Here is a 24148-nt window from a genome sequence, read left to right as displayed (position 1 = left end):
CGCGCACCGGGTGATTCACCGGCACCTCCGTTCCACGGTCCGGGCGCGCAGGGGACGATCGTCGTCATGAAGGTCCTCCGCGTGTCGCACAGCGCTGTCGTCGACGCGTGGCGCGAACGCGAGCGCGCGCTGCGCCGCCGCGGCGTCGACGTCCGCTTGCTGGCGGCGCGCTCGTGGGACGAGGGGGGCTCGCGAGTCCGGCTGGTCGCCCGGCCGGGCGAACCCGTCCGCGGGGTGCGGACCGCCGGTCGGCACCCCGCGCTCTTCGTCTACGACCCGTTCGCCCTGTGGCGCGCGCTGGGCCACGACTGGGACCTCGTCGACGTCCACGAGGAACCGTTCGCGCTGGCGACGGCGGAGGTCCTGGCCCTGCGCCGGCTCCGGGCGCTGCTGGGTCGGCGCCCGGCACCGCCCGTCGTCCTGTACTCGGCGCAGAACCTGCGCAAGCGCTACCCGTGGCCCTTCCGCTGGCTCGAGGCCCACGCGCTGCGGACCGCCGCGGGCGTGTCGGTCTGCAACGAGCAGGCGGGGCGCATCTGCACCGACAAGGGCGCCACCGGTCGGGTCGAGACGATCCCCCTGGGCGTGGACCCGGCGCACTTCTCCCCCGCCGCGCCGGTCCCGTCGCAGGACGGCGGACGCCCGTGGCGGGTGGGCTACGCCGGGCGCCTCGCCGACCACAAGGGTGTCGACGTCCTGCTGCGGGCCGTCGCGGGAGAACCTGACCTCCGGCTCGAGCTGGCCGGGGACGGACCGGTCCGCCGGAGGCTGGAGGACCAGGCCCGGACGGCGGGACTGGACGTGCGCTTCCACGGGGCGCTCGACGGCGACGCGCTCGTGGCGTTCTACCGCACGCTCGACGTCCTCGTGGTGCCGTCCCGCGAGACGCCGGGCTGGACGGAGCAGTTCGGCCGGGTCGCGGTGGAGGCCATGGCGTGCGGAGTCCCCGTGGTGGCCACGGAGACCGGGGCGCTGCCCGACGTCGTCGGCGGCGCCGGACTGCTCGTGCCGCCCGACGACCCGCCGGCCCTGCGGTCCGCGCTGCTGCGTGTGCGGCACGAGCCGGGGCTCGCCGGCCGGCTGCGGGCCGCGGGGGCCGACCGCGCGGCGTCGTGCTCGTGGCAGGAGGTCGCCCGGCGCTACCACGACCTCTACAGCGAGGTGACCTCCGCCCGGACCCCGAGCGACGTCGTGACCGCCGCACCGGCCCCGCCGGAGGTCGTCGTCGTCGCCTACGGTGCGCCGCACCTCGTGCGCACGGCGCTCGAGCCGCTGGCCGGCAAGCTCACGCTGACCGTCGTCGACAACTCCTCGATGCCGCAGATCCAGGAGATCACCGAGGGCCTCGGCGGTCGCTACCTCGACCCCGGTCGCAACGGGGGCTTCGCCGCCGGCGTCAACCACGCCCTCGCGCACCGGCAGGAATCGGGCGCCGACGTCCTCCTGCTCAACCCGGACGCCGTGGTCGGCCCCGACGACGTCGTCGCCCTCCAGGCAGCCCTGCACGCCCGGCCGCGGACGGCGAGCGTCGGCCCGGCGCAGGTCGGTGCCGACGGCTCGCCGGCGCGGGTGGTGTGGCCCTACCCCTCGCCGACGGCGACGTGGGTGGAGGCGCTCGGGTTCGGTGCGTTGCGCCGCACTCCCGCCGCGCGGTCCTTCGTCATCGGGTCGGTGCTGCTGCTGAGGTCAGAGGCGTTGGACGAGGTGGGCGGCTTCGACGAACGGTTCTTCCTCTACGCCGAGGAGACCGACTGGGCCTACCGGGCCAACCAGGCCGGGTGGCGGCACGCCGTCGTCCCCGAGGTCCAGGCGCTGCACCTCGGCGGAGCGACCAGCGACGACCCGGGCCGGCGCGACGTCCACTTCCACGCCTCGCAGGAGCACTTCCTGCGCAAGCACCACGGCGCCCTCGGCTGGCAGGTGGCGCGCGCAGGGGCCGTCGTGGGCGCGGTGTCCCGCGCGGTGCTGCTGGACGGGGAACGCGGCGCGGCCGCCCGCCGTCGGCTGCGGTCCTACGTCCGGGGCCCGGCCCGCACGGAAGCGCTGCTGCGCCGGACGTCCGCCCGAGCGGTCGGGGCCTCGTGATCCGGCGTTCGATGGCCTGGCTCGCGGGGGTCGCCGCGGTGACGGTGGTGCTCGTCGGCGTCGGCGCCCTCGTCCCGGACTACGCACCGTTCGCCGTCGCCGCGGCGGCGCTGGTGCTCGTCGTCGGCCTGACGCTCTACGAACCGGTCGCGCTGCCGGTCCTGGCGATGCCGGCGCTCGTCGTCGTCGAACGCGTCGGCAGCGGCGCTCTCGACCTGTCGATGTCCGACTTCGCGCTCTTCGCCGCCTTCTGGTTCGCGCTGTTCCTCGCCCCGCGCCCCTACTCCCGACCGATGCGCTCGATGCTGTGGCTCTCGGCCGTCTACCAGGTCGGCACGCTGTTCACGGTCATCGTCAACCCCTACCAGTCCAACACCGTCGAGTGGTTCCACGCCTGGCTGTCCGTGGGTGGGGCGCTCGTCGTGGGCTGGGCCGTGGGGCGTGCCGGGCGGGCGCGGCTCGCCCTCTCGCTGTTCCTCGGGGTGTGCCTCGCCATCTCCGCCCTGACCTGCCTCGTCGCGGTGCAGCAGCTCGCCGCCGGAGCGACCGGACCGGTCTACCTCGACTGGCCCTACCCGATGCACAAGAACCTCATCGGGTCCGTGGTGGCCTTCGCCGCCCTCGTGGCGTACGCCCGGCCGTGGTGGGTCGGCTGGCCACGGTGGTTCGCGCAGTCGGCCTTCTGGCTCTGCTCCCTGGCGGTGCTCGCGTCCCAGGCCCGGCAGGCGCTCGTCGGCCTGGCCGTGGGCGTCATCCTCATCACCCTGCGGGCCGACCCGGACCGCAAGCGCTCCAAGCTCATCCTGCTCGCCGCGATCCCCGCGATCTACTTCGTGTGGGGCGCGGTGCAGGAGCAGCTCTCGCAGGACAACGAGTTCAACTCCGCCAACCAGCGGCTGACCTGGTACCAGGACGCCATCGAGGTCTGGCAGAGCAGCCCGTGGTTCGGCGTGGGCCTGCGCTGGTGGACGGCCGACCGCACGGAGTTCGTGTTCCAGCCCCCCAACGCCGAGCTGGAGATGTTGTCCTCCGCCGGGATCGCGGGGCTCGCCGGGTTCCTCGTGCTGTTCCTCGGCGGGCTGATCGTGCTCTGGCGGATCGATCCGCGGTTCGGCACGCTCGCGTTCTCGATCCTGCTGATGCGGCTGATCCAGGGGCAGTTCGACCTGTTCTGGACCGCGGTCGTGGTGTCCGTGCCGTTCGCCGTCATCGGCGTCTGCCTCGGCGCCGAGGACTACGCCCGTGCGCGCCGCGAGGCGCGGGAGCAGACCGGTCAGGCACTGCCCGTGGACGAGCTGCGGTCGGTGCAGGAGATGGCGGCCCGATGAAGATCCTCCAGATCGCCCCGACCATCGGCCCCGGGACGGGTGTCGGTGCGGTGGCCCATCACCTCGAGCAGGAGTGGCGTGCGGCCGGCGTGGACGTGGACCGCTTCACCCTGGACGACGCGGGCGGTGGCTGGCTCCCCGAGCCCGGCCCCGGCCTGCGCGGCCGGCTGGTCCTGCTCGGCCGGGTGGTGTGGTTCTCCACGGTCGGGTCGGTGCTCGCGCGGCGCAGGCTCGCCGGTGAACCGGGCACGGTCGGGGTGTGCCACAACGACGCCCTCGCCGGCGACGTCTACGTCAACCACGGGATCCTCCGCGTGGCCATGGCCGCGCGCGGAGGCTACGCGTGGCGCATGCTGCGCAACCCGCTGCACCTGTTCACGTCCGTGCGCGACACCTGGCGCTACCGGAGCGGGACCCACCGCGTCGTCGTGAACCTCACGCCGGCCGAGCGCGACGCGCTGGTCAGCACCTACTCCCGGGTGCGGGCGCGGACCCAGGTCATCGGCAACGGCGTCGACGTCGAGAGGTTCCGACCACCCACGGCCGCGGAACGCCGGCGCGCACGGGCCGGCCTTCCCGACGGCGCGACGAACGTCGTGTTCGTCGGGCACGAGTTCGCCCGCAAGGGGCTCCCGCTGGTCCTCGAGGCCGTCGTCGACCTGCCCGGCGTCCACGTCACGGTCGTGGGAGGCACCAGCACGATGCTCGACGCCCTGCGCCGCGACGTCAGCCGGCTCGGGATCGCCGACCGCGTGCACCTCGCCGGCCAGGTCGTGGACTCCCGACCGTTCCTGCACGGCGCCGACCTCCTCGCCCTGCCCAGCGCGTACGAGGCGAACGCCCTGGTCGTGCTCGAGGCCCTCGCGTGCGGTGTCCCGGTCGTGGCGACCCCGGTCGGCTACGCACCCCAGGTGGTCCGCGACGGCGTCGACGGATATCTCGTCGATCGCACCGTCGAGGACGTGCGACGGGGCGTCGCGGCGATCGGCGCAGCGACCCCCGGCGAACGGGCGGCGCTCGGGCGAGCCGCGCGCCGGGAGGCCGAGGCGCACACGTGGGGCCGCGTGGCCGGGCAGTACCTGGACCTGTTCCGCTCGCTCGCCCGCGGCACCGACCGGACGGCGGCCCGCTGATGCGGATCGTGCACGCCGTCCGGTCCGACGGCTTCGCCGGGGTCGAGCGGCACGTGTCCCGCCTCGCCGCCGCCCAGGCCGCAGCAGGGCACGACGTGCGCGTCGTCGGGGGCGCCACCGAACGGATGGCCGCGGCGGTCGCCGACCCGTCCGTCCGCCTGGTCCCGGCCGCGACCACGGCGGACGTGGTCCGGGCGTTGCGGGCCGCCACCGACGCCGACGTGGTCCACACGCACATGACGGCCGCCGAGGTCGCGGCGGCGCTCGCCGCCTGGACGACGCTGCCGGGCCGGTTCCCCCCGGTGGTGGCCACCCGCCACTTCGCCCGCCCGCGAGGGTCGGGACCGCTGGGGGGCCTGGCCGCCGCGCTGGCGCGCAGGACGGTCCGGGCACAGCTGTCGATCAGCGAGTACGTCGCTGCCCACGTCGACGGCGCCAGCACCGTGGTTCCCCCCGGGATCCCCGGGCGCCCCGACGGCCCCGTGGCCGCGCAGCGGCTCCCGGTGGTGCTGATGGCCCAGCGGCTCGAGCCGGAGAAGCGTGCCGACGTCGGGCTCGAGGCGTTCGCGAGCTCCGGGCTCGCGGCCGGCGGGTGGCAGCTCCTGGTGGCGGGCGACGGCTCACGACGACCCGCTCTCGAGGAGCAGGCGCACCGGCTCGGGCTCAGCGGGTCGGTGACGTTCCTCGGGGAGCGCGCCGACGTCGACGCGCTGATGTCGCAGGCGGCGCTGTTCCTCGCGCCCTGTCCCGTCGAAGGGCTGGGGCTGAGCGTCCTCGAGGCGATGGCGGACGGGCTGCCCGTCGTCGCCGCCGGCGCGGGGGGGCACGTCGAGCTGCTCGAGGGCCTCGACCCGCTGGCCTGCTACCCGCCGCAGGACCCCACCCTGGCGGGCAAGCACCTGGCGGAGCTGGCCGCCTCCCCGGAGCGTCGTGACGCCTACGGCCGGGCCGCGAGGCAGCGTCAGCACCGGCACTTCTCGCCCGCGGCGCAGGCGTCCGCCACAGAGGCGGTGTACCGCCAGGTGCTGGGGTCCGCCCGGCGTGCGGGGGCACGACCGCAGCCGGGCACCGGGCACGACGTCGTGGTCGTCTCGTTGGAGGACTGGGACCTCGTCCGACGACGCAACCAGCACCTGGTCACCGAGCTGCTGCGGACGGACCCCGACCTGCGGGTCCTGTTCGTCGAACCGCCCGCCGACCCCCTGCACCAGCTCAGCCGGCGGTCGCGGCCGCGCGCGGGCCGCGGACTGCACCGACCGCCCGCCGGGGACCCGGGTGCTGATCGACTGCGGCTGTACCAGCCGACCAAGCTGCTGCCCCGGCGCATCGACCCGCGCGCCGACGAGCGCCTCGCACGCGGCGTCCGGCGGGCCGCCCGCACCCTCGGGTTCGACGCGCCGGTGCTCTGGGTGAACGACCCGGCCGCGGCCACCCTGGTGCGGTCCAGCGGCTGGCCGGCGCTCTACGACGTCACGGACGACTGGGCCGCCGCCGAGCGCACGCCTGCCGAACGCGCACGGCTCGACGCCGACGAGGACCTGCTGCTGAGCCGGTGCGTCGCGGTGACCGTGTGCTCGCCGGACCTGCTCCGCACCAAGGGCGGACGACGCCGAGAGCTCGGTGGCGACGACGCGCTCCTCGTCACCAACGGGGTCGACGTCGCACGGTACCGGACACCGGTCGCCCGGCCGTCCGACCTGCCCGACGGACCCGTCGCCGTGTACCTCGGCACCGTCCACCCCGACCGGTTCGACGTCCCGCTCCTGGTCCGGACCGCCCGGGCCGTCGCCGGGGAGGCGACGGTCGTCGTCGTCGGACCCGTCGTCGACGTCGCACCCGCCGTACGGGCGACGTTGCGGGACGCCGGGGTCGTCCTGCTCGGCCCCCGGCCCTGGACCGCCGTGCCCGCCTACCTCCAGCACGCCGACGTGCTGCTGGTCCCGCACCTCGTCAACGACTTCACCGGGAGTCTCGACCCGATCAAGCTCTACGAGTACCGGGCGGTGCGCCGACCCGTCGTCGCCACGCCGGTCGCCGGTTTCCGGGACGCCACCGACCCGCTGGTCACCAGCAGCGACGCCGCCGGTTTCCCCGCCGCGGTGCGAGGGGTGCTGCAGGGCCCCCGGCCCGCGGACGGCGGAGGGGCGGACGACATCCCGACCTGGCGCGACCAGGCGGCTCGGATGGCCGGGGTCATCGACGCCCTGCGGCGGCGCGGCGCCACACAGCGGTGACCACCGCCGCGGTCCGTCCCACGGCGAACCGCTCCACGGCCACCTCACGCGCCCGCCGCGCCCGCTCACGCGCCGCGACGGGATCGTCCAGGACCGCCAGGACCCCGGCCGCGAGCGCGTCGACGTCGCCGGGCTCGACCAGCACCCCGAGATCGCCGTCCGGGTGGGACAGGATCTCCGGCACGCCGCCGGCCCGGGTCGCGACGACCGGTACCCCGCGCACCATCGCCTCGACGACCACCTGCCCGAAGGGCTCGGGAACCGGGGACGCGTGGACGCAGACGTCGAACCGGTCGAGCTCCTCGGCCGGACTCTCGACGTGCCCTGCCCACTCGACGTGGGCGTCGACACCGAGCCGTTCGGCCTCGGTCCGGACCTCGCGGGCGTGGTCCCCGGCGCCGAACAGCGCCCCGCCCACGACCCTCACGGTCGCCCGCGGATACCTGGCCAGGACGGCGGGCAACGCGCGGACGAGCTCGAGCTGCCCCTTCGTCGGGCTGACCCGACCGACGATCCCCACCACGGGCGCGTCCCGTGGCGTGTCGTGCGGCGTGTCGTGTGGCCCGTCGTGTGGCGTGTCGTGCGGCCCGTCGTGTGGTGCGTCCGGTGACATCTGGTCGGCAGAGAAGCCCGGGTAGGCGATGGTCGCGTGCCGCGGCAGCGTCCGCGCGGTGGCCCGGGAGTTCGCGATGAGGGCGCGAGGGAGGTACGCGGCGACACGGACGAGGGAGACCAGCGGGCGCGGCAGGTAGTCGGGGGCGATCCGGTCGTGGACGTACCAGACGACCGGTCGTCCGGCCAGGGTCGCAGCGAGCGTCCCGAGCAGGTCGGCCTTCAGCGACGTCGTGTGGACCACGTCAGGGCGCAGGCGCCGCAGGAGGCGGACCAGCCGGACCAGGAACGACACCGTGCCCCGGACGCGTCGGAGCCCCCCGAGCCCGCCGCGCAGGACGTCACGACGGCCGACCGTCGCCACCTCGGGATCCAGCTCGAGCACGTCGACCGGCACACCGACGGCCTGCAGAGCGGGGCGCAGGGGTCCGTCGGCGAACAGCACGGCGCGGACGCTGACGTCCGGGCCGAGCGTCGCGCAGAGCCGCACCAGCGCGAGCTCCGCACCGCCGGGTGCCGCCGTGTGGTCCAGCACCAGCACCCGCACGGGGGCGGGCGGCGGGCCGTGACCGGGGGCCGTGCTCACCGACGGGACGGGCGGGGTCCGTCCACCGGCTCGGGAGCGCTGCCTGCCCCGACGACGGCCGGGCTGTCGGCGGACCGGTCGGCCGCGCTGCTGCTCGTGCTCCCCTCACGCGGCGTGACGACGGCGTCCCACGCCGGGACCTGGTTCGACGACGGCGCCGGCCCTGCCGTCGCGGGCTCGGCCGCCGCACTCTCCTGGTCGGGTACCGGCGCGGGGTCCGAGCGGCGCACGAGCGAGCGCACCCGCGACGGGGCGCCGTCGTCCTCGCCGTACGTCGAGGCGTAGAGCATCCTGCGGTCGCTCTTGACCCCCTCGAGCGCGACACCCGTGAGCCGGACGTTCGTCGTCCGGAGTCGCTCGGCCGCCTCGCGGAGCACGGCGGCGTCCGTCCGGCCCGCGGACGCGATGAGCACCACGCCGTCGGCGTACCGCCCGAGGATCGTCGCGTCCGCGGCGGCGAGCACCGGCGGTGCGTCGATGACCACGACCTCCGCCCGTTCCCGCAGGCCGTCGATCATCGCCGTCGCCCGCGCGGTCGCGAGGAAGTCCGCGGGGTCCATCGCGTCCTCGGTGATCGTGAGGACACCGAGGTTGGGCACCTTCGTGCCCCGCACGCCCTTCCGTCCACCGTGCCAGCCGTCCGGGAACGGCAGCATCCGGTCGAGCTGTGGGCGGCGCAGGTCGGCGGAGACGGCGATGGTCCGCCGGCCGCTCAGCGCGAAGGACGCCGCGAGGTTCGCAGCGATGAAGGACCGTGGGGCATGAGGGTCCGCCGCGGTGACGGCGATGACCATCGGCTCGGACGAGTCCAGCGAGACCTGCACGGAGGTCCTCAGCTCTCGGATGGACTCGGTGAACGGCGTGGCGACCTTGCTCGAGACGGGCAGCATCTGCGACGCGGCGAAGTCTCGTCGGGCATCGCGGACGGAGTAGAGCTCGGCGAGCACCGGGGCGTCGGCGAGCCGTGCGGCCTCGCTGGTCGTGCGCACGCGGAAGTCGAGACCACGTCGGGCGAAGGCCAGCCCGATGCCGGCGAGCAGTCCCACCAGCGCGGCGACGGCGACGACGACCGCGGGGGCCGGCCCGAGTTCTGTCGCTCCCTCGGCCGGCGCGACCACCTCGGCCGGCTCGGTGATCGACCCGAGGGTGTTGAAGCGCTCGGTGAGCGTCGTGTACTCCGTCACGATCGTGTCCTGCTCGGCGAGGGCGAGCGGGTCCTCAGGCCGGCGTTCGATCCGTTCGGTGACGCCCTCGAGCTGCTCCGAGAGAACGTCGCGGCGTTCGTCGAGGATGGCGAGCTGCTCCTCCTGGAGGACCGGCACGTGCGCGACGTACGCCGCGGCGACGGCGTTCGCGATCGCCACCGAGCGCGCCGGATCGGTCGTCTCGGCGCTGACCGTGACGACCGAGGCGTCCTCGTCGTCGCCGCCGACGGTCACGACCGCCGAGAGATCGGGTGCGGAGGTCTCCCCCACCTCCTCGGCCGCCGCTTCCAGGACCGGTGCTGCCAGGGCGTCGTCGGCAGAGGTGTCGACCGTGACCTCGACGAGCTCCTCGCTGCTGCCCTGAGCCGTCTGCACCCCGAGGACCTGCACCTCGGCGCTGGCGCTGTACATCGTCTCCTGGCGGTCGAGGTAAACCAGCGCGCCGGCCACGACCACCACGACGGCGGCCAGCACCAGGTACTTGGCCGTCCACACCGTGCGCAGGAACTCTCTGATGGTCATGGGGCGTCCTTCCCGATCATCGGCCCGCACCGGCCGTCGTGCGTTGTTCAGCGACGACGGCCTGGAGCCGTTCCTCGAAGCGCGCGGCCGAGAACCGGTCCACGTGCTCGGCGATGCGCCCCTCGTCCCACCGGGACGATGCCGCGAGCTCGATCGCGGCGGCGACGAGGTCGGCGCGCGGCGCGTCGAAGAAGACCCCGTTGACCCCGGCGACGACCGTGTCCAGGTATCCCCCGTCGTGCAGGACGACGCTCGGCCGGCCGAACGCCCCGGCCTCGAGCGGAGACAGCCCGTAGTCCTCGTACGAGGCCGCCACGAGCAGGGAGGCGTGGCGGTACAACCAGCGCAACGTCGCGTCGTCCACGCGACCCATCAGGTGCACGCGCCCGGTACCGCCGCTGCGCGCTGCGAGCGTGGCGAGGCGAGCGCGGTCCGGTCCGGCGCCCACCACGACCAGCTCGCGGCCCGCCGCCTGTGCCGCCTCGATGACGACGTCGACGTTCTTGTACGGCAGCAGCCGTGCGACGCAGAGCAGGAATCCGGGCTCGAGGGCCGGCACCTCCTGCTCGGGACCGACGGGCAGCATCGCGGGCGGCGGCGGCAGGACCTCGGCATCGATGCCGTACGCCTCGCGGACGGCGCGCTGGGTGACGGTGGAGTTCACGAGGTAGGCGTCGGCCCGGCCCGCGGCCGCGGCGTCCCAGCGTCGCAGCCCGGGGGTGACGGCTCCGAGGCCGGCCGCGACGACGGCGCGTCGCGCGCTGCGGGCCAGGCCCCCTCCGGGGGGGCCCAGGTAGCGGTCCCGTTGGTACAGCCAACGGGCCGGGGCGTGGCAGTAGACGACCGTCCGACGAGCGCCCCGGTAGCCGTGCGCCCATCCGGTGGACGACGCCACCAGGACGTCGGCGTCGACCCGCTGTCCGTCGACGGCGCCGGCGAGCAGGGGCAGGGCGAGACGGTGGTTCCGGCGCAGCACGCCCGACCGGTCGAGGCGGGAGGTGCGCAGGTCGAGCCGGTCGAACTCCGGGAACGTCCCGTCGGGGTCGTGCAGCGTCGTGTACAGGGGCGAACCGGGGAACGCCTCCGCGAGCAGCAGCGCGACCCGTTCGGCGCCGCCACGCTGCGTCGCGTAGTCGTGCGCGAGCGCGACACCTGTCGTCATGTGCCCTCCCTCGCGGACCGACAACCAGCGTAGGCAGGTGTCGGTCGCCCGAGGCCGCCGTCGGCGGGTGAATCAGGGCAGGACGAGCGGGTGAAACTGGCGCCCACGGCACACGTCAGGCCCTCGGGTGGTACTTCCCCTGCGCGGCCAGCAGCCCCTCGGTGACGACCATCTCGACGGCGTCGGCGGCGTCGTCGACCAGGATCGGCAGGTCCTTGCGCTCCGTGGCCGAGAAGTCCCGGAGCACGTAGTCCGCGGTGTCCATCCGGCCGGGCGGGCGCCCGACCCCGACGCGGACCCGCAAGTAGTCGCGCGTGCCCAACGCCTTGGAGATGTCGCGCAGGCCGTTGTGCCCGCCCTCTCCCCCGCTCGCCTTGAGCTTGAGGGTGTCGAACGGGATGTCCACCTCGTCGTGGACCGCCAGCACGTGGTCGGCGTCGATCCCGTAGTACTGCGCCAGTGCCGAGACCGGGCCGCCGGAGGTGTTCATGTAGGTGGTCGGCTTGGCCAGGACGACGCGTGGTCCGGGGGCGCCGCCGGGCAGCGTCCCGAGCCGGGCCTCGGTGACCACGGCCTGCGCCCGCGGGTGCTTCGCGAACCGGCTGCCGGTGCGCTCGGCGAGCAGGTCCAGCACCATCTGGCCCACGTTGTGGCGGTTGCCGGCGTACTTCGGTCCGGGGTTGCCGAGCCCGATCACGAGCCACGGACTGTCGGCCATCCCACCTGCTCCTTCGTGTTGTGGGCGCGAAAACTGGCCCGAAACATGCTTTTTATCCGCTTATGGGCACACAGATTTTCCGCCCACAACGTCGGAGCCTAGTCGGCACGACGCAGAACGCCCGACGGCGGCGCGTGGCCGCCGTCGGGCGTTCGGGTGCTGCTACCTCGTCAGGCGAGGGTCACTCGGGGGACGAACCGCTCTCGGGGGCGGCGGACGCGGCCGACTCCTCGTCGGCGGACTCCTCGCCACGCGGCTCGGTGATCGTCACGACGGTGTAGGAGGCGTCCGTGAGGAGCTCGACGCCCGCGGGCAGCTGGACGTCGCCGGCGACGATGTGGTCGCCCGCCTCGCGGCCCTCGATGGAGACCTCGACGTACTCCGGGATGTTGGTGGCGTCGGCCTCGACGGACAGCGTCTGCTCCTCGACCAGGTGGATGGAGCCCGGGGCGGACTCGCCCACGACGTGCACCGTGATGTCCACGGCGATCTTCTCGCCCTTGTTCACCAGGAGGAGGTCGATGTGCTCGATCTCCGGACGGACCGGGTGCCGCTGGACGTCCTTCACGACCGAGAGGTAGCTCTCGCCGTCGACGTCGAGACCGATGAGCGCGTTCGTGTGACGGACGGCGAGCATCGTCTCGTGGCCCGGCAGGTTGATGTGCACCGGGTCGGCGCCGTGGCCGTAGAGGACGGCGGGGATCTTGCCGGCACGGCGGGCGCGACGGGCGGCCCCCTTGCCGAACTCGGTGCGGGCCTCGGCGGCGAGCTTGATCTCGGCCATGTGGATCACTCCTGCGATGAGTCTGTGCGTGCCGACGACCAGAGGGAGCCATCGGCTGTCCGCGATGGGGAACCGGCGCGGACGGGCGGCTGCGTCGGCGTGGGACACGTGACGGACGCGATCGTGGGCGCCGCACGGTCGGCGCGGTGCGCGCCCTACCGGCAGCCGCCCAGTCGATCACGGAAATCCGACGGATCCAGCTCTGCGGGCGATTCTTGCGAAAAGCCGGCGCCCGTCAGACGTCCCTCGCCGAGGCAACCTGACTACTGTACCCGGAGGGACGGGACAGAGGGAAGTCGGCTGCCGCCCGCAGCGCTGTCGTCCTCGTCTCAGCTGTTGCCGTCGAACAGCGAGGTGACGGATCCGTCGTCGAACACCTCGCGGATCGCCCGGGCGATGAGCGGCGCGATGGAGAGCACCGTCAGGCCGTCGAACCGCTTCTCGGGCGCGATGGGCAGGGTGTTGGTGACCACCACCTCCGACGCGCCGCACTCGCTGAGCCGCTGACCGGCCGGGTCGGAGAGCACGCCGTGCGTCGCGGCGACCACCACGGACTTCGCACCGGCGGCCATGATGACCTTGACCGCCTCGGCGATGGTGCCGCCGGTGTCGATGAGGTCGTCGACGAGCACGCACTCGCGGCCCTCGACGTCGCCGACGACGCGGTTGGCGACCGCCTGGTTCGGCCGCGTCACGTCGCGGGTCTTGTGGACGAACGCCAGCGGCCCGCCACCCAGCTTCTCCGCCCACTGCTCCGCGACCCGGATGCGCCCGGCGTCCGGGGACACCACGGTCACGTTCGAGGTGTCGACGCGGGTGCGCACGTACTCGGTGAGCAGCGGCATCGCCCACAGGTGGTCGACCGGGCCGTCGAAGAACCCCTGGATCTGCGCGGTGTGCAGGTCGACGCTCATGATGCGGTCCGCCCCCGCGGTCCGCAGCAGGTCCGCGACCAGACGCGCGGAGATCGGCTCGCGACCCCGCGACTTCTTGTCCTGGCGCGCGTAGCCGTAGAACGGCGTCACGGCGGTCACCGTGCGGGCCGACGCACGCTTGGCGGCGTCGACCATGAGCAGGTGCTCCATCAGCCACTGGTTGACCGGTGCGGTGTGGCTCTGCAGCAGGAAGATGTCCGCGCCACGGACCGACTCGCCGAAGCGCACGTACGTCTCGCTGTTCGCGAAGTCGTACGCCGACAGGGGCAGCAGGCCGATGCCCAGCTCCTCGGCGACGGCGTCGGCGAGCTCGGGGTGCGCCCGGCCCGCGGCGAGGACCAGGTTGCGCTCTCCGGTACCGGGGATGGAGGTGTTCATCAGGGGGGCTCTTCCTTCGTACGAGGGCACAGGTGCGGGCGGTGTCAGGCGGACTCGGACGACTCCGGCGACCCGGCGTCGTCGTCGGGCACCACCGGGACGGCCCCGGTGAGGGCATTGTGCTCGGCCAGCTCGCGCTGCGCCTGCGCGCCGAGGGCGTCGGACCCTTCGCCGGCGCCGTTCGCCCGCGCGGCCGCCTCGGCAGCAGCCGTGCCGGGGCGGCGGCGCTCGACCCAGCCGTCGACGTTCGTCTGCTGGGACCGGCTCACGCCGAGGGCGCCCGCGGGCACGTCGCGCGTGATGATGCTGCCGGCTCCGGTGTAGGCCCCGTCGCCCACGGCGACCGGCGCGACGAACATGTTGTCCGCGCCCGTCCGCGCGTGCGAGCCGATGACGGTGCGGTGCTTGTGCACGCCGTCGTAGTTCACCGTCACGGAGGCCGCACCGACGTTGCTCTGCTCGCCGATCGTCGCGTCCCCGATGTACGACAGGTGCGGCACCTTCGAGCCTGCGCCGATCTCGGCGTTCTTCGTCTCGACGAACGTGCCGATCTTGCCCCGTGCCCCCAGGACCGTGCCGGGGCGCAGGTAGGCGAAGGGCCCCACGCTCGCGCCCTCGCCGATCACGGCCAGCGAGCCGTGCGTCCGCACGACCGTCGCGTCCGGGCCGACCTCGACGTCGGTCAGCGTGGTGTCCGGGCCGATGGTGGCGCCTGACTCGACCCGCGTGGCCCCGTGCAGCTGCGTACCGGGCAGCAGGGTGACGTCCTGGGCGAGCTCGACGTCCGCGTCCACCCACGTGGTGCCCGGGTCGACGACGGTCACGCCCGCGCGCATCCAGTCGGCCAGGATCCGCCGGTTGAGCTCGGCACCGAGCGTGGCCAGCGCGAGGCGGTCGTTGACGCCCTCGACGAGCATCGGGTCGTCGCTGAGCAGCGCGCGCACGGACCCACCCTCGGCCCGGGCGGAGGCGATGACGTCGGTGAGGTAGACCTCGCCCTGCGCGTTGTCGGAGCCCAGCCCGCCGAGCCCGCGGCGCAGCACCGCGGCGTCGAACACGTAGACCGACGAGTTGATCTCGCGGATCTCCCGCTGCTCGGCCGTGGCGTCGGCGTGCTCGACGATCGCGACGACGTCACCGGTGCCCTGCTCGCGCACGATGCGGCCGTAGCCGGTGGCGTCCTCGAGCTCGGTGGTCAGGATGGTCACGGCGTTGCCGTCGGCGTGGTGGGCGTCGAGCAGCTCGGCCAGCGCGGCGCCGTCGAGCAGCGGGATGTCCCCGGCGAGGACGACCACCGCGCCGTCGAGGCCGTCGCCGAGCGGGTGCTCCCCGCCGTCGTGCACGACCGCGGTGGTGTCCAGGCCCGCGGCCACGGCGGCGTGGGCGCGCGCGTCGAGCGCGTCCAGCGCGCACTGCACGGCCCGGCCGGTGCCGGGGATCTCGTCCTGGTCGACGACCAGGGCGGCCTCGTCGATCTCGAGCGCCGCGGCGGCGACGCGCTCCCGCTCGTGGCGCACCACGACGGCGACGTGGACCGGGTCGAGCTCGCGGGCGGCCGTCATCGCGTGGCCGAGCATCGAGCGGCCGCCGAGGGCGTGGAGCACCTTGGGGGTGGCGGACCGCATGCGGGTCCCCTGCCCCGCCGCGAGGACGACGACGGCGGCCGGTCGTGGCATGCCGTGCGTCGCGGGCGTCGAACCGTGGGCTGCGTGCAGGTCGCCCTGGGGGGCCGTGGGAACCACCGGTGCTCCGTCTCTGTCGGGTGTCGCGAGCTCCGCCCCCAGGACTCGAACCTGGACCAAGGGCACCAAAAACCCGTGTGCTGCCGATTACACCAAGGCGGATCGGTGCGCCACGACGGTCCGGGATCCTCCCCGCAGCACGCGGTACCGCCCACCTGCTGCGCACCGCCGTCACGCGTCCGGGCCCCAGTCTGCCAGGTCGCCAGGGGTGGCTCGCGCACATCCGGGCGAACCGGACGCCGGTGCGACGTGGTGCGGGCCACAGGGTGGCCGGCACGGACCAGGCATGATGGACCCATGCCTGCCGACTCCCGCGCGTCCAAGCGTGCCCCGCGTGCCCGGATGACCGCGAGCCAGCGCCGGGAGCAGCTCCTGGCGGTGAGCCGGGGCCTCTTCGCGGCCAAGGGGTTCGACGGCACCAGCGTCGAGGAGATCGCCGCCACGGCGGAGGTCTCCAAGCCGGTGGTGTACGAGCACTTCGGCGGCAAGGAGGGCATCTACGCCGTCATCGTGGACCGGGAGGTGCAGGGCCTGACGTCGGCCCTCACCGGTGCGCTGGCCGAGGGCGGCCACCCCAAGCTCATGGTGGAACGGACCGCCCTGGCCCTGCTCGGCTACATCGAGGCGTCCGAGGACGGCTTCCGCATCCTGGTGCGCGACTCCCCCGTGGCCCAGGCGACCGGCACCTTCTCGTCGCTCATCGGTGACGTCGCCGCGCAGGTCGAGCACATCCTCGCGGACCAGTTCAAGGGCAACGGGCTGGACCCGAAGATCGCGCCGCTGTACGCCCAGATGCTCGTCGGGATGGTGGCGCTGACCGGTCAGTACTGGCTCGACGCGCGGCGGCCGAAGAAGGCCGACGTCGCCGCCCACCTGGTGAACCTGGCGTGGAACGGCCTGGCGGGCATGGAGCGCAAGCCCGGCCTCATCGGCCCCTGACCCGCCCCCACCTTTCGCCGTTGTGGGTGCACGACGCGCCGCTCGGCCGAAGCCCGAACCGGCGTGTCGTCCACCCACAACGCCGGGGTCACGGGGTTGTCCACAGATGCGGGATCGGCCCTCCCGCGGCGCCGGGCGCACGGGCACCGTGTGCCCATGCCTCCCCCACCGCTCGACCCGCGCATCCCTCTCGACCGGCCGTTCCTGGTGTCCGACGCCGTCCGTCGCGGCGTCCCGCGCCACCGCCTCCGCTCGTCCGAGCTGGCGACCCCGTTCCGCGGGGTCCGCTCCGCGGTGGCGCCGGAGAGCCTGGCCGACACCTGCCGCGCGCTCGCCGAACGCCTCGGTCCCGACGTCGCCTTCTCGCACACGACGGCGCTCGACCTGCTCGGCGTCGAACGCCCCTGGACGCTGGAGCACGACGACACCCTCCACGTGGTCACCGCCCGGCAGCAGGAACGCCCGCGGTACGACGGCGTGGTCGCGCACCGCTCCCGGCAGTCGTTCCTGGAGGTCGTCGAGCACGACGGCCTGCTCGTCACGACGGCGGCGCAGACGTTCGTGCACGTCGGTGTCGGGCTGCGCCGCCCCGACGACGTCGTCGTCCTCGGCGACGCGATGATGCGCCGCCAGCGCCCGCTCACCACCGTCGCGAGGCTGGCCGACCTGGCCGAGCGCACGCGCAAGGTCAAGGGCATCGCCCAGGTACGCGAGCAGATCCCGCGCCTGCGGGCGGGTACCGATTCCGGCCCGGAGACCGTGACACGACTGGGCCTGGTCGCCGGCGGTCTGCCGTGCCCGCAGGTGAACGAGGTCGTCACGGACCTCGACGGCCGCTACGTCAAGCGCGTGGACCTGGTCTACCCCGCCGAGCGTGTCGCTATCGAGTACGACGGTGACCAGCACCGCACCGACCGCGCACAGTGGCGCGAGGACGTCCGCGCCCGGCGGCGTCTCGAGGAGCTCGGCTGGATCGTCATCGTCGTCGTCGGCGACGACCTGCGCGACCTGCGCCCCGTCGTCGCGCGCGTCCGTGCCGCCCTCCGCGCCCGCTGATCCCCGCCCCCCTCCCCGCTGTGGGTGCACGACACGCCGCTGGCCAGCACTGCGAGACGGCGCGTCGTGCACCCACAGCAGTCGGGGGGTGCGCGTCAAGAGTCTTGATGTCGAGAGACCCGCGATAGTCTCGTCGCATGGACAGCACGCGCACCGGGGACGAGGTCGACCGCATCGTCGCGGCCTGGCAGCGCGAGCGACCCGACCTGGACGTCGAGCCGCTCAGCGTCTTCTCCCGGATCAGCCGGCTGGCCCGCCACCTCGACCGTGCGCGGCGCGGCGCGTTCGCCCGCCACGAGCTCGACACCTGGGAGTTCGACGTGCTGTCCGCGCTGCGTCGCGCCGGCGACCCCTATCGCCTCTCCCCGGGCACCCTGGTCGCGCAGACCCTCGTGACCAGCGGCACCATGACCAACCGGATCGACCGCCTCGAGCGCCGCGGGCTCGTCGAGCGGCACCGCTCGCCCGACGACCGCCGCGGCGTGCTCGTCCAGCTCACCGCCTCCGGTCGCAGCCGCGTCGACGCCGCGATGAGCGACCTGCTCGACGTCGAGACCCGCGTGCTGGACGCCCTGCCCGCCACGGAGCGACCCCGCCTCGCCGACCTGCTGCGCACCCTCGGTGCGCAGTTCGATGCGTAGCGCCTCCGACGGCGGCACCCGCCCCGGCAACGTCCTCACCACCAGCGCCGGCTGGGGCGCGCTCGGCGCGCTCCTCCTCGTGGCGCTCAACCTGCGCGCCCCGATCACGTCCCTGCCACCCGTGGTCGACCAGGTGGCCGCCGGGCTCGGGCTGTCCTCCGCCGGCGCCGGGCTCCTGACGTCCGTCCCGGTGCTCTGCTTCGCCCTGTTCACCCCGACGGCGGCGGTGCTAGTGGGCCGGCTCGGTCCCGAACGGACCATCCTGCTCGCCCTGCTCGGCGTGCTGGGCGGGACGCTGCTGCGGTCCACCGGATCCGTCCCCACCGCGCTCGCCGGAACCGCCGTGCTCGGACTCGGCATCACGCTCGGGAACGTCGCCGTACCGGTGGTCATCGCCCGCGACTTCCAGCGGCGCGCAGCCGCCGTCACCGGCGCCTACACCGCCACGATGAACGTCGGCTCGACCTTCACCACCCTGCTCACCGTCCCCCTGGCGGTCGTCTTCGGGTGGCAGTGGGCGCTGGCCGGCTGGGGGCTCCTCGCCGTGGCAGCACTGGCCGTGTGGGTTCCCACGGGTCGGGCGCTCGCCGCCCGCCACGCCGGGGCACCGCCGTCGGCCACCGCTGCGCCGACGGCCGGTGCGCTCGGTGCACAACGGCGGCTCGTGGTGCTGCTGGCGTTCGCGTTCGCCGGGCAGGCGTCCGGGTACTACGCGATGACGGCGTGGCTGCCGGCGATCCTCGCCGACCGGCTCGGGATCGACGCCGCGGCGGCAGGCGGGGCCGCGGCTCCCTTCCAGCTCGCGGCCGTGGCGGGAGCTTTCCTCGTGCCGATCGGCATGGTCGGGAGGCTTTCCGCGCGGACGGTGGCCACCGGGCTCTCGGTCATGTGGCTCTCGCTGCCCGTCGGGCTCCTGGTCGCACCGGGCGCCTGGTGGCTCTGGGTGTGCCTCGCGGGCGCCGCGCAGGGCGGCAACTTCACGGTGATCTTCACGCTGATCGCCCAGCGCTCGCCGTCCGTGGCGACCGCCCGGCGAGCCTCCGCCGTCGTGCAGACCGCGGGCTACGCGTGCGCGGCGACGGCCCCGACCGTGCTCGGCGCGGTGCACGAGGCGACCGGTGGCTGGACGGCGCCGCTGCTCGTGGTGGCGGTGTTGCTGGCGATCATGGCGGTGACCCTGTGGGTCGCGTCGGCGCGGCCGCGCACTCCCTCTTCGCTGTGGGTGCACGACACGCCGCCGGATTGATCGGCTCAACGGCGTGTCGTGCACCCACAACGACCGGGGCTACTCGGCGAGCTCGGCGGCCTCCAGCCACTCCATCTCGACCTCGTCCTTCTCGGCCAGCAGCTCCCGCAGCCGGGCGTCGAGCTTCGCCGTGGCCTCGAAGTCGGTCGGGTCGGCAGCCATCGTCTCGTGCAGCCGCGCCTCCTCCTCCGCCAGCCGGGTCAGGCGCTTCTCCAGCCGCTGCACGGTCTTCTTCGCGGCCCTCTGCTCAGCGGGCGACGCCTTGGGCTCGGCCGTCCCGCTCGCCCCCGACGACCGGACGGCCTCGCCACCACGGGGCAGGCCGGACGCCGACGGCGCCGCCGCCGCAGCACGGCGCAGCTCCAGGTACTGCTCCACTCCCCCGGGCAGGTCCCGCAGCGTCCCGTCGCCCAGCAGGGCCCACTGCCGGTCGCACACCCGCTCCAGCAGGTACCGGTCGTGCGAGACCACGATGAGCGTGCCCGGCCAGCCGTCGAGCAGATCCTCCACCGCGGCGAGCGTGTCCGTGTCCAGGTCGTTGGTGGGCTCGTCCAGCAGCAGCACGTTCGGCTCCGAGACCAGCAGCCGCAGCAGCTGCAGCCGACGGCGTTCCCCGCCGGACAGGTCGCGCACCGGCGTGTGCGCCCGCTCGCGGGTGAACCCGAGCCGCTCCGTGAGCTGCCCGGCCGTCATCTCCTTGCCGTCGACGACGACGGTGCGCTTCTCGGCGTCGACCACCTGCACGGCGGTGAGGTGACCGACCTCGTCGAGCTCCGTCACCTCCTGGGTGAGCTCGGCGACCTCGACCGTCTTGCCGCGGCGCACGCGTCCGCCGTCGGCTTCCCGCCGGCCTGCCAGCAGGGCGAGCACCGTCGTCTTGCCGGCACCGTTGACGCCGACCAGCCCGTAGCGGTCGCCGGGGCCGAGCCGCCACGTGACGTCGTCGAGCAGCGTGCGCCGGCCGCCGTCGGGCTGCGGGACCGTGACGGTGACGTCCTCGAGGTCGAGCACGTCCTTACCGAGCCGCTTGGTCGCCATCTGGGTGAGCTCGAGCGTGTCGCGCGGCGGCGGCTCGTCGTCGATGAGCGCGGCGGCCGCGTCGAGCCGGAACTTGGGCTTGGAGGTCCGGGCGGGCGCGCCGCGCTTGAGCCACGCGAGCTCCTTGCGCAGCAGGTTGTTGCGCTTCTCCGCGGCGGCCGCCGCCTGCCGGGACCGCTCCGCGCGAGCCAGGATGTAGGCGGCGTACCCGCCCTCGTAGCCGTCGACGGCGCCGGTCCCGTCGCCGCGCACCTCCCACATCCGCGAGCAGACGGCGTCCAGGAACCAGCGGTCGTGGGTGACGACCACGAGGGCTCCTTGACCACCGGAGCGCCCGGCCGTCCCGTACCGGTCGCGCAGGTGCTCGGCCAACCAGGCCACGCCCTCGACGTCGAGGTGGTTGGTGGGCTCGTCGAGCAGCATCACGTCCGGGTCGGTCACCAGCAGCGCCGCCAGCGCCGCCCGACGGCGTTGCCCGCCGGAGAGGGTCGACACCGGCTGGTCGAGGTCCAGGTCGGCCAGCAGGCCGGCGTGCACGGCGCGGATGCGGGCGTCGGACGCCCACTCGTGGGTGGCGTCGTCGCCGTGCACCAGGTCCAGCACCGTGGCCCCGGGCCGCGCGTCGTCGCGCTGGTCCAGCATGCCGAGCCGGGAGCCCCCCACGCGGGTGACCCGTCCGCCGTCGGGCGTCGCGGTCCCCGCGAGGAGGCGCAGGAGCGTGGACTTGCCGGCGCCGTTGGGGCCGACGACGCCGATGCGGTCGCCGTCGTCCAGCCCGAGCGAGACGCCGTCGAGCAGGGTGCGGGTGCCGATGGTCAGGGAGATGCCGTCCGCACCGAGAAGATGAGCCACCGCAACAGCGTAGTGGCCGGACGCGGACCGCCCGGCGCCCTGTGAGCGGGCTAACCTCGTCCCGACCCCGCCGTCCGCACCCGTCCGAAGGAGAACCCGCATGGCCCAGTTCGACCTCCCCCTGGCCGAGCTCGAGCAGTACGAGCCCACGCTCGACGAGCCCGCCGACTTCGACGAGTTCTGGGCCGGCACCGTCGCCGAGGCCCGCGGGCATGGGGACGGCGTGCGCGTCGAGCGGGTCGACTCCGGGCTCACGGAGGTCACGGTCGACGACGTCACGTTCCCCGGGTTCGGCGGGCACCCGGTCAAGGCGTGGCTGGTCCGCCCGGCCCGTGCCGACGGGCCGCTGCCGGCGGTCGTGGAGTTCGTCGGGTACGGCGGAGGCCGGGGTCTGCCGCACGAGCAGCTCGGGCTGGCCGCCGCCGGGTACGCGCACCTGATCATGGACACGCGGGGTCAGGGCTCCGGCTGGGGATCCGGCGGGGACACCCCCGACCCCGTGGGCCACGCCCCGGCCTCGCCCGGCTACCTGACGCGCGGCATCCTGGACCCCGCCGAGCACTACTACCGCCGGGTCTTCACCGATGGCGTGCGCGCTGTCGACGCCGTCCGGCACCTCGACGGGATCGACCCGGCGCGCGTCGCGGTCGCCGGCACGAGCCAGGGCGGCGGGATCGCGACCGCCGTCGCCGGCCTGCTGCCCGACGTCGTCGCCGCGGCGCCGAACGTGCCGTTCCTCAGCGACTTCCGGCGCGCTGTACAGATCACCGACGCTCATCCGTACGCCGAGATCACGCAGTACCTGTCCGTCCACCGGGAGCACGAGGACGCCGTCTGGCGCACCCTGTCCTACCTGGACGGGGTGTCGTTCGCCCGCCGCGCCCGGGCCGCCGGACTGTACTCGGTGGCGCTCCGGGACGACATCTGCCCGCCGTCCACGGTGTACGCGTCGTACAACGCCTGGGGCGGATCGGACAAGAGCATCGACGTGTACCCGTACAACCGCCACGAGGGTGGTCAGCACTACCGGTTCGCCCCGACCCTGGCGTTCCTGCGCAAGCACCTCGGCCAGGCCTGAGCCGGCACTACCTCGGCCAAGTCGGCACTACCTCGGCAGAACCGGTACTACCTCGGCGGGGTCAGAGGACCCGTGCGCCGGGCGCGGGCGCCGTCGTGCACCACACCGCGTCGGCGGCGTCCTCGGCGGTCCACGTCGCGGCCAGCGCCAGCGCGTGCTGGCGTGAGCGGGCGAGCGCCGCGACCGTCGGCCCGGAGCCGGAGACCATCACCCCGAGCGCGCCGCCGTCGCGCGCGATCTGCAGGGTGCGGGCGAGCTCGGGACGCAGGTCGAGCGCCGCCGCCTCGAGGTCGTTCTGCAAGGCCTCGCCGAGCGCCGTCGGGTCGCCGGCGCGCAGCGCCTGCATCAGCCCGTTGTCGTCGGCGTCGTCGACGGAGGGCGCGGTGGGGCCGGTGAGCTCGTCGAACCGCCGGTACACCGCCGGGGTGGAGAGGCCGTCGTCGCGCGTGGCGAACGCCCAGTGGAACTCCCCGCGGGTCATCGCCGGCGTGAGCAGGTGGCCCCGGCCCGTCCCGACGGCGGTGTGCCCGAGCAGCGCGAACGGCACGTCGGAGCCGAGGGTCGCGGCCAGCCCGGCGAGCTCCTCGCGCGGCAGGGCGGTGCCCCACAGCGCGTCGCAGGCCAGCAGCGTCGCCGCCGCGTCCGCGGATCCGCCCGCCATCCCGCCGGCCACCGGCACGCCCTTGGCGATGTGCAGCGCGACGCTGGGGTCGAGCCCGACGTGCCGGGCGATCGCCTCGACGGCCTGCCAGGCGAGGTTGCTGGCGTCCAGCGGGACGCGGTCGGCCTGCGGGCCCTCGACGGTGAGCGAGATGCCCGCACCCTCCGGGACCTCGGTGGCGGTGATCTCCTCGTGCAGCGCGACCGCCTGGAAGACGGTCACGAGCGGGTGGTAGCCGTCGTCGGCGACCGGCCCGACGCGCAGCGTCAGGTTGATCTTCCCCGGGGCACGCACACGGACGGAGGGCGCGGGGGCGGCAGCGAGGTGGCTCACGCGTCCACCGTGCCAGCACCGGCGTCCAGGCGCTCGGCGATGCGGGCGAAGTCGCCGATCGCCAGCCGCTCCCCGCGCAGCGTCGGGTCGACGCCGGCGGCCCGCAGCGCCTCCTCGGCGGCGGGTCCGGAACCGAACAGCCCGGAGAGCGCGGCCCGCAGGGTCTTGCGGCGCTGGGCGAACGCGGCGTCGACCACGCGGAACACCTGCTCGCGCGTCGCGGTGGTCGACGGCGGCTCGTGCCGCTCGAACGCGACCAGCGCCGAGTCCACGTTGGGCACGGGCCAGAACACGTTGCGCCCGATGGTCAGCGACCGGCGTGCGGACCCGTACCAGGCGGCCTTCGCCGACGGTACGCCGTAGGTCCGGGACCCGGGGGGCGCCGCCAGGCGGTCGGCCACCTCGGCCTGCACCATGACGAGCACCGAGCGCAGCGAGTCGAACCGTTGGAGGAACGTCAGCAGCACGGGGACGGCCACGTTGTACGGCAGGTTCGCCACGAGGGCCGACGGCGGTTCACCGGGCAGCGCGGTGACGTCCAGCGCGTCGGCGGTCACCACCTCGAGGTCGGCGCCGGGCAGGTGACGCTGCACGGTCTGGGCGACCTGACCGGCCAGGACCGGGTCGATCTCGACGGCGACCACCGACGCGCCGGCCTCGAGCAGCCCCAGGGTCAGCGACCCCAGGCCGGGACCGATCTCCACGACCCGGTCGCCGGGCTGCACCCCTGCCGCACGGACGATCTTGCGGACGGTGCCGCCGTCGTGCACGAAGTTCTGCCCGAGCGTCTTGGTGGGCCGGACGCCGAGGCGCCCTGCCAGCTCGCGGATCTCCGCAGGGCCGAGCAGGGCGCCAGGGGTGTCAGTCATGGGGCTGAGTA

General features: G+C 74.3%; 19 protein-coding genes and 1 tRNA gene. 9 read left to right on the top strand and 11 right to left on the bottom strand.

The genetic code is table 11. The features are described from left to right. Nucleotides 1-66: 66 nt before the first annotated feature. From BCL65_RS09920 to BCL65_RS09905, 4 genes are read left to right on the top strand one after another with little or no spacing between them, the layout of a single operon-like run. Entirely contained in the window at nucleotides 67-2085 is a 2019-nt protein-coding gene (locus BCL65_RS09920; protein ID WP_106267833.1) for a glycosyltransferase, read from the top strand. Then, a complete protein-coding gene (locus BCL65_RS09915) occupies nucleotides 2082-3413 on the top strand; it encodes an O-antigen ligase family protein (RefSeq protein ID WP_106267566.1) in 1332 nt (443 codons plus the stop codon). Before BCL65_RS09920 ends, BCL65_RS09915 begins: the two co-directional genes overlap by 4 nt. Then, on the top strand, nucleotides 3410-4546 hold the full coding sequence (locus BCL65_RS09910; RefSeq protein WP_106267564.1) for a glycosyltransferase family 4 protein: 1137 nt from the start codon (nucleotides 3410-3412) through the stop codon (nucleotides 4544-4546). The genes BCL65_RS09915 and BCL65_RS09910 overlap by 4 nt, the downstream gene beginning before the upstream one ends. Next, nucleotides 4546-6780, top strand: a complete 2235-nt coding sequence (locus BCL65_RS09905; protein ID WP_106267562.1) for a glycosyltransferase family 4 protein — start codon at nucleotides 4546-4548, stop codon at nucleotides 6778-6780. The genes BCL65_RS09910 and BCL65_RS09905 overlap by 1 nt, the downstream gene beginning before the upstream one ends. Here the strand turns inward: BCL65_RS09905 and BCL65_RS09900 are convergent. The 8 genes from BCL65_RS09900 to BCL65_RS09865 all read right to left on the bottom strand — a co-directional run bounded on the left by BCL65_RS09900 (nucleotide 6740) and on the right by BCL65_RS09865 (nucleotide 15526). After that, nucleotides 6740-7978: a glycosyltransferase gene (locus BCL65_RS09900; RefSeq protein ID WP_106267560.1), complete on the bottom strand. Its 1239-nt coding sequence runs from the start codon at nucleotides 7976-7978 to the stop codon at nucleotides 6740-6742. The genes BCL65_RS09905 and BCL65_RS09900 overlap by 41 nt on opposite strands. Next, nucleotides 7975-9705, bottom strand: coding sequence for a CpsD/CapB family tyrosine-protein kinase (locus BCL65_RS09895; protein WP_106267558.1), 1731 nt, complete (start codon nucleotides 9703-9705; stop codon nucleotides 7975-7977). The genes BCL65_RS09900 and BCL65_RS09895 overlap by 4 nt, the downstream gene beginning before the upstream one ends. A gap of 16 nt (nucleotides 9706-9721) precedes the next feature. Then, nucleotides 9722-10867, bottom strand: a complete 1146-nt coding sequence (locus BCL65_RS09890; protein ID WP_106267556.1) for a glycosyltransferase — start codon at nucleotides 10865-10867, stop codon at nucleotides 9722-9724. A gap of 115 nt (nucleotides 10868-10982) precedes the next feature. Further along, a complete protein-coding gene (gene pth, locus BCL65_RS09885; RefSeq protein WP_106267554.1) occupies nucleotides 10983-11585 on the bottom strand; it encodes an aminoacyl-tRNA hydrolase in 603 nt (200 codons plus the stop codon). Nucleotides 11586-11766: 181 nt separating this feature from the next. After that, nucleotides 11767-12369 carry a 50S ribosomal protein L25/general stress protein Ctc gene (locus BCL65_RS09880; RefSeq protein ID WP_106267552.1) on the bottom strand — a complete coding sequence of 201 codons (603 nt, stop codon included), beginning with the start codon at nucleotides 12367-12369 and terminating at the stop codon, nucleotides 11767-11769. 329 nt (nucleotides 12370-12698) lie between these two features. Continuing rightward, nucleotides 12699-13682, bottom strand: a complete 984-nt coding sequence (locus BCL65_RS09875) for a ribose-phosphate diphosphokinase (RefSeq protein WP_106267550.1) — start codon at nucleotides 13680-13682, stop codon at nucleotides 12699-12701. A gap of 44 nt (nucleotides 13683-13726) precedes the next feature. Further along, on the bottom strand, nucleotides 13727-15358 hold the full coding sequence (gene glmU / locus BCL65_RS09870) for a bifunctional UDP-N-acetylglucosamine diphosphorylase/glucosamine-1-phosphate N-acetyltransferase GlmU (protein WP_106267832.1): 1632 nt from the start codon (nucleotides 15356-15358) through the stop codon (nucleotides 13727-13729). A 96-nt stretch (nucleotides 15359-15454) separates the two neighbouring features. Then, a tRNA-Gln gene (locus tag BCL65_RS09865) sits at nucleotides 15455-15526 on the bottom strand. 240 nt (nucleotides 15527-15766) lie between these two features. On the opposite strand from BCL65_RS09865, the gene BCL65_RS09860 reads away from it, so the two are divergent. From BCL65_RS09860 to BCL65_RS09845, 4 genes are all read left to right on the top strand, one after another. Continuing rightward, the gene (locus BCL65_RS09860; RefSeq protein ID WP_106267830.1) at nucleotides 15767-16363 is read left to right on the top strand and encodes a TetR/AcrR family transcriptional regulator; all 597 of its coding nucleotides are present in this window, start codon (nucleotides 15767-15769) and stop codon (nucleotides 16361-16363) included. A gap of 156 nt (nucleotides 16364-16519) precedes the next feature. Next, nucleotides 16520-17419, top strand: a complete 900-nt coding sequence (locus BCL65_RS09855) for a hypothetical protein (RefSeq protein WP_106267548.1) — start codon at nucleotides 16520-16522, stop codon at nucleotides 17417-17419. Nucleotides 17420-17556: 137 nt separating this feature from the next. Then, a complete protein-coding gene (locus BCL65_RS09850; protein ID WP_106267546.1) occupies nucleotides 17557-18060 on the top strand; it encodes a MarR family winged helix-turn-helix transcriptional regulator in 504 nt (167 codons plus the stop codon). Next, nucleotides 18053-19306, top strand: a complete 1254-nt coding sequence (locus BCL65_RS09845; RefSeq protein WP_106267544.1) for an MFS transporter — start codon at nucleotides 18053-18055, stop codon at nucleotides 19304-19306. Before BCL65_RS09850 ends, BCL65_RS09845 begins: the two co-directional genes overlap by 8 nt. A 39-nt stretch (nucleotides 19307-19345) precedes the next feature. Here BCL65_RS09845 and BCL65_RS09840 read toward each other — a convergent pair whose 3' ends face one another. Then, nucleotides 19346-21196: an ABC-F family ATP-binding cassette domain-containing protein gene (locus BCL65_RS09840; protein ID WP_181340732.1), complete on the bottom strand. Its 1851-nt coding sequence runs from the start codon at nucleotides 21194-21196 to the stop codon at nucleotides 19346-19348. A gap of 100 nt (nucleotides 21197-21296) precedes the next feature. On the opposite strand from BCL65_RS09840, the gene BCL65_RS09835 reads away from it, so the two are divergent. Then, the gene (locus BCL65_RS09835; RefSeq protein ID WP_106267540.1) at nucleotides 21297-22274 is read left to right on the top strand and encodes an acetylxylan esterase; all 978 of its coding nucleotides are present in this window, start codon (nucleotides 21297-21299) and stop codon (nucleotides 22272-22274) included. A 61-nt stretch (nucleotides 22275-22335) separates the two neighbouring features. Here BCL65_RS09835 and BCL65_RS09830 read toward each other — a convergent pair whose 3' ends face one another. Further along, nucleotides 22336-23268: a 4-(cytidine 5'-diphospho)-2-C-methyl-D-erythritol kinase gene (locus BCL65_RS09830; protein WP_106267538.1), complete on the bottom strand. Its 933-nt coding sequence runs from the start codon at nucleotides 23266-23268 to the stop codon at nucleotides 22336-22338. Beyond that, nucleotides 23265-24137 (bottom strand): 16S rRNA (adenine(1518)-N(6)/adenine(1519)-N(6))-dimethyltransferase RsmA, encoded by an 873-nt coding sequence (gene rsmA / locus BCL65_RS09825; RefSeq protein ID WP_106267536.1) that lies wholly within the window; start codon nucleotides 24135-24137, stop codon nucleotides 23265-23267. Before rsmA ends, BCL65_RS09830 begins: the two co-directional genes overlap by 4 nt. Nucleotides 24138-24148: the final 11 nt, after the last annotated feature.

Origin of the sequence: Isoptericola halotolerans, assembly GCF_003003075.1 — a bacterium.
GTDB lineage: Bacteria > Actinomycetota > Actinomycetes > Actinomycetales > Cellulomonadaceae > Isoptericola > Isoptericola halotolerans_A.
Note: the sequence above shows the minus strand (reverse complement) of the source record. Positions and strands in the feature narration are given on the sequence as shown.

Bases quoted from the DNA above. Each gene is read 5' to 3' on its own strand.
- BCL65_RS09860 (WP_106267830.1), top strand. From the start codon at position 15,767: ATGACCGCGAGCCAGCGCCGGGAGCAGCTCCTGGCGGTGAGCCGGGGC.
- glmU (WP_106267832.1), bottom strand. From the start codon at position 15,358: ATGCCACGACCGGCCGCCGTCGTCGTCCTCGCGGCGGGGCAGGGGACC.
- BCL65_RS09905 (WP_106267562.1), top strand. From the start codon at position 4,546: ATGCGGATCGTGCACGCCGTCCGGTCCGACGGCTTCGCCGGGGTCGAG.
- BCL65_RS09875 (WP_106267550.1), bottom strand. From the start codon at position 13,682: ATGAACACCTCCATCCCCGGTACCGGAGAGCGCAACCTGGTCCTCGCC.
- BCL65_RS09845 (WP_106267544.1), top strand. From the start codon at position 18,053: ATGCGTAGCGCCTCCGACGGCGGCACCCGCCCCGGCAACGTCCTCACC.
- BCL65_RS09835 (WP_106267540.1), top strand. From the start codon at position 21,297: ATGGCCCAGTTCGACCTCCCCCTGGCCGAGCTCGAGCAGTACGAGCCC.
- pth (WP_106267554.1), bottom strand. From the start codon at position 11,585: ATGGCCGACAGTCCGTGGCTCGTGATCGGGCTCGGCAACCCCGGACCG.
- rsmA (WP_106267536.1), bottom strand. From the start codon at position 24,137: ATGACTGACACCCCTGGCGCCCTGCTCGGCCCTGCGGAGATCCGCGAG.
- BCL65_RS09855 (WP_106267548.1), top strand. From the start codon at position 16,520: ATGCCTCCCCCACCGCTCGACCCGCGCATCCCTCTCGACCGGCCGTTC.
- BCL65_RS09910 (WP_106267564.1), top strand. From the start codon at position 3,410: ATGAAGATCCTCCAGATCGCCCCGACCATCGGCCCCGGGACGGGTGTC.
- BCL65_RS09895 (WP_106267558.1), bottom strand. From the start codon at position 9,705: ATGACCATCAGAGAGTTCCTGCGCACGGTGTGGACGGCCAAGTACCTG.
- BCL65_RS09850 (WP_106267546.1), top strand. From the start codon at position 17,557: ATGGACAGCACGCGCACCGGGGACGAGGTCGACCGCATCGTCGCGGCC.
- BCL65_RS09920 (WP_106267833.1), top strand. From the start codon at position 67: ATGAAGGTCCTCCGCGTGTCGCACAGCGCTGTCGTCGACGCGTGGCGC.
- BCL65_RS09890 (WP_106267556.1), bottom strand. From the start codon at position 10,867: ATGACGACAGGTGTCGCGCTCGCGCACGACTACGCGACGCAGCGTGGC.
- BCL65_RS09880 (WP_106267552.1), bottom strand. From the start codon at position 12,369: ATGGCCGAGATCAAGCTCGCCGCCGAGGCCCGCACCGAGTTCGGCAAG.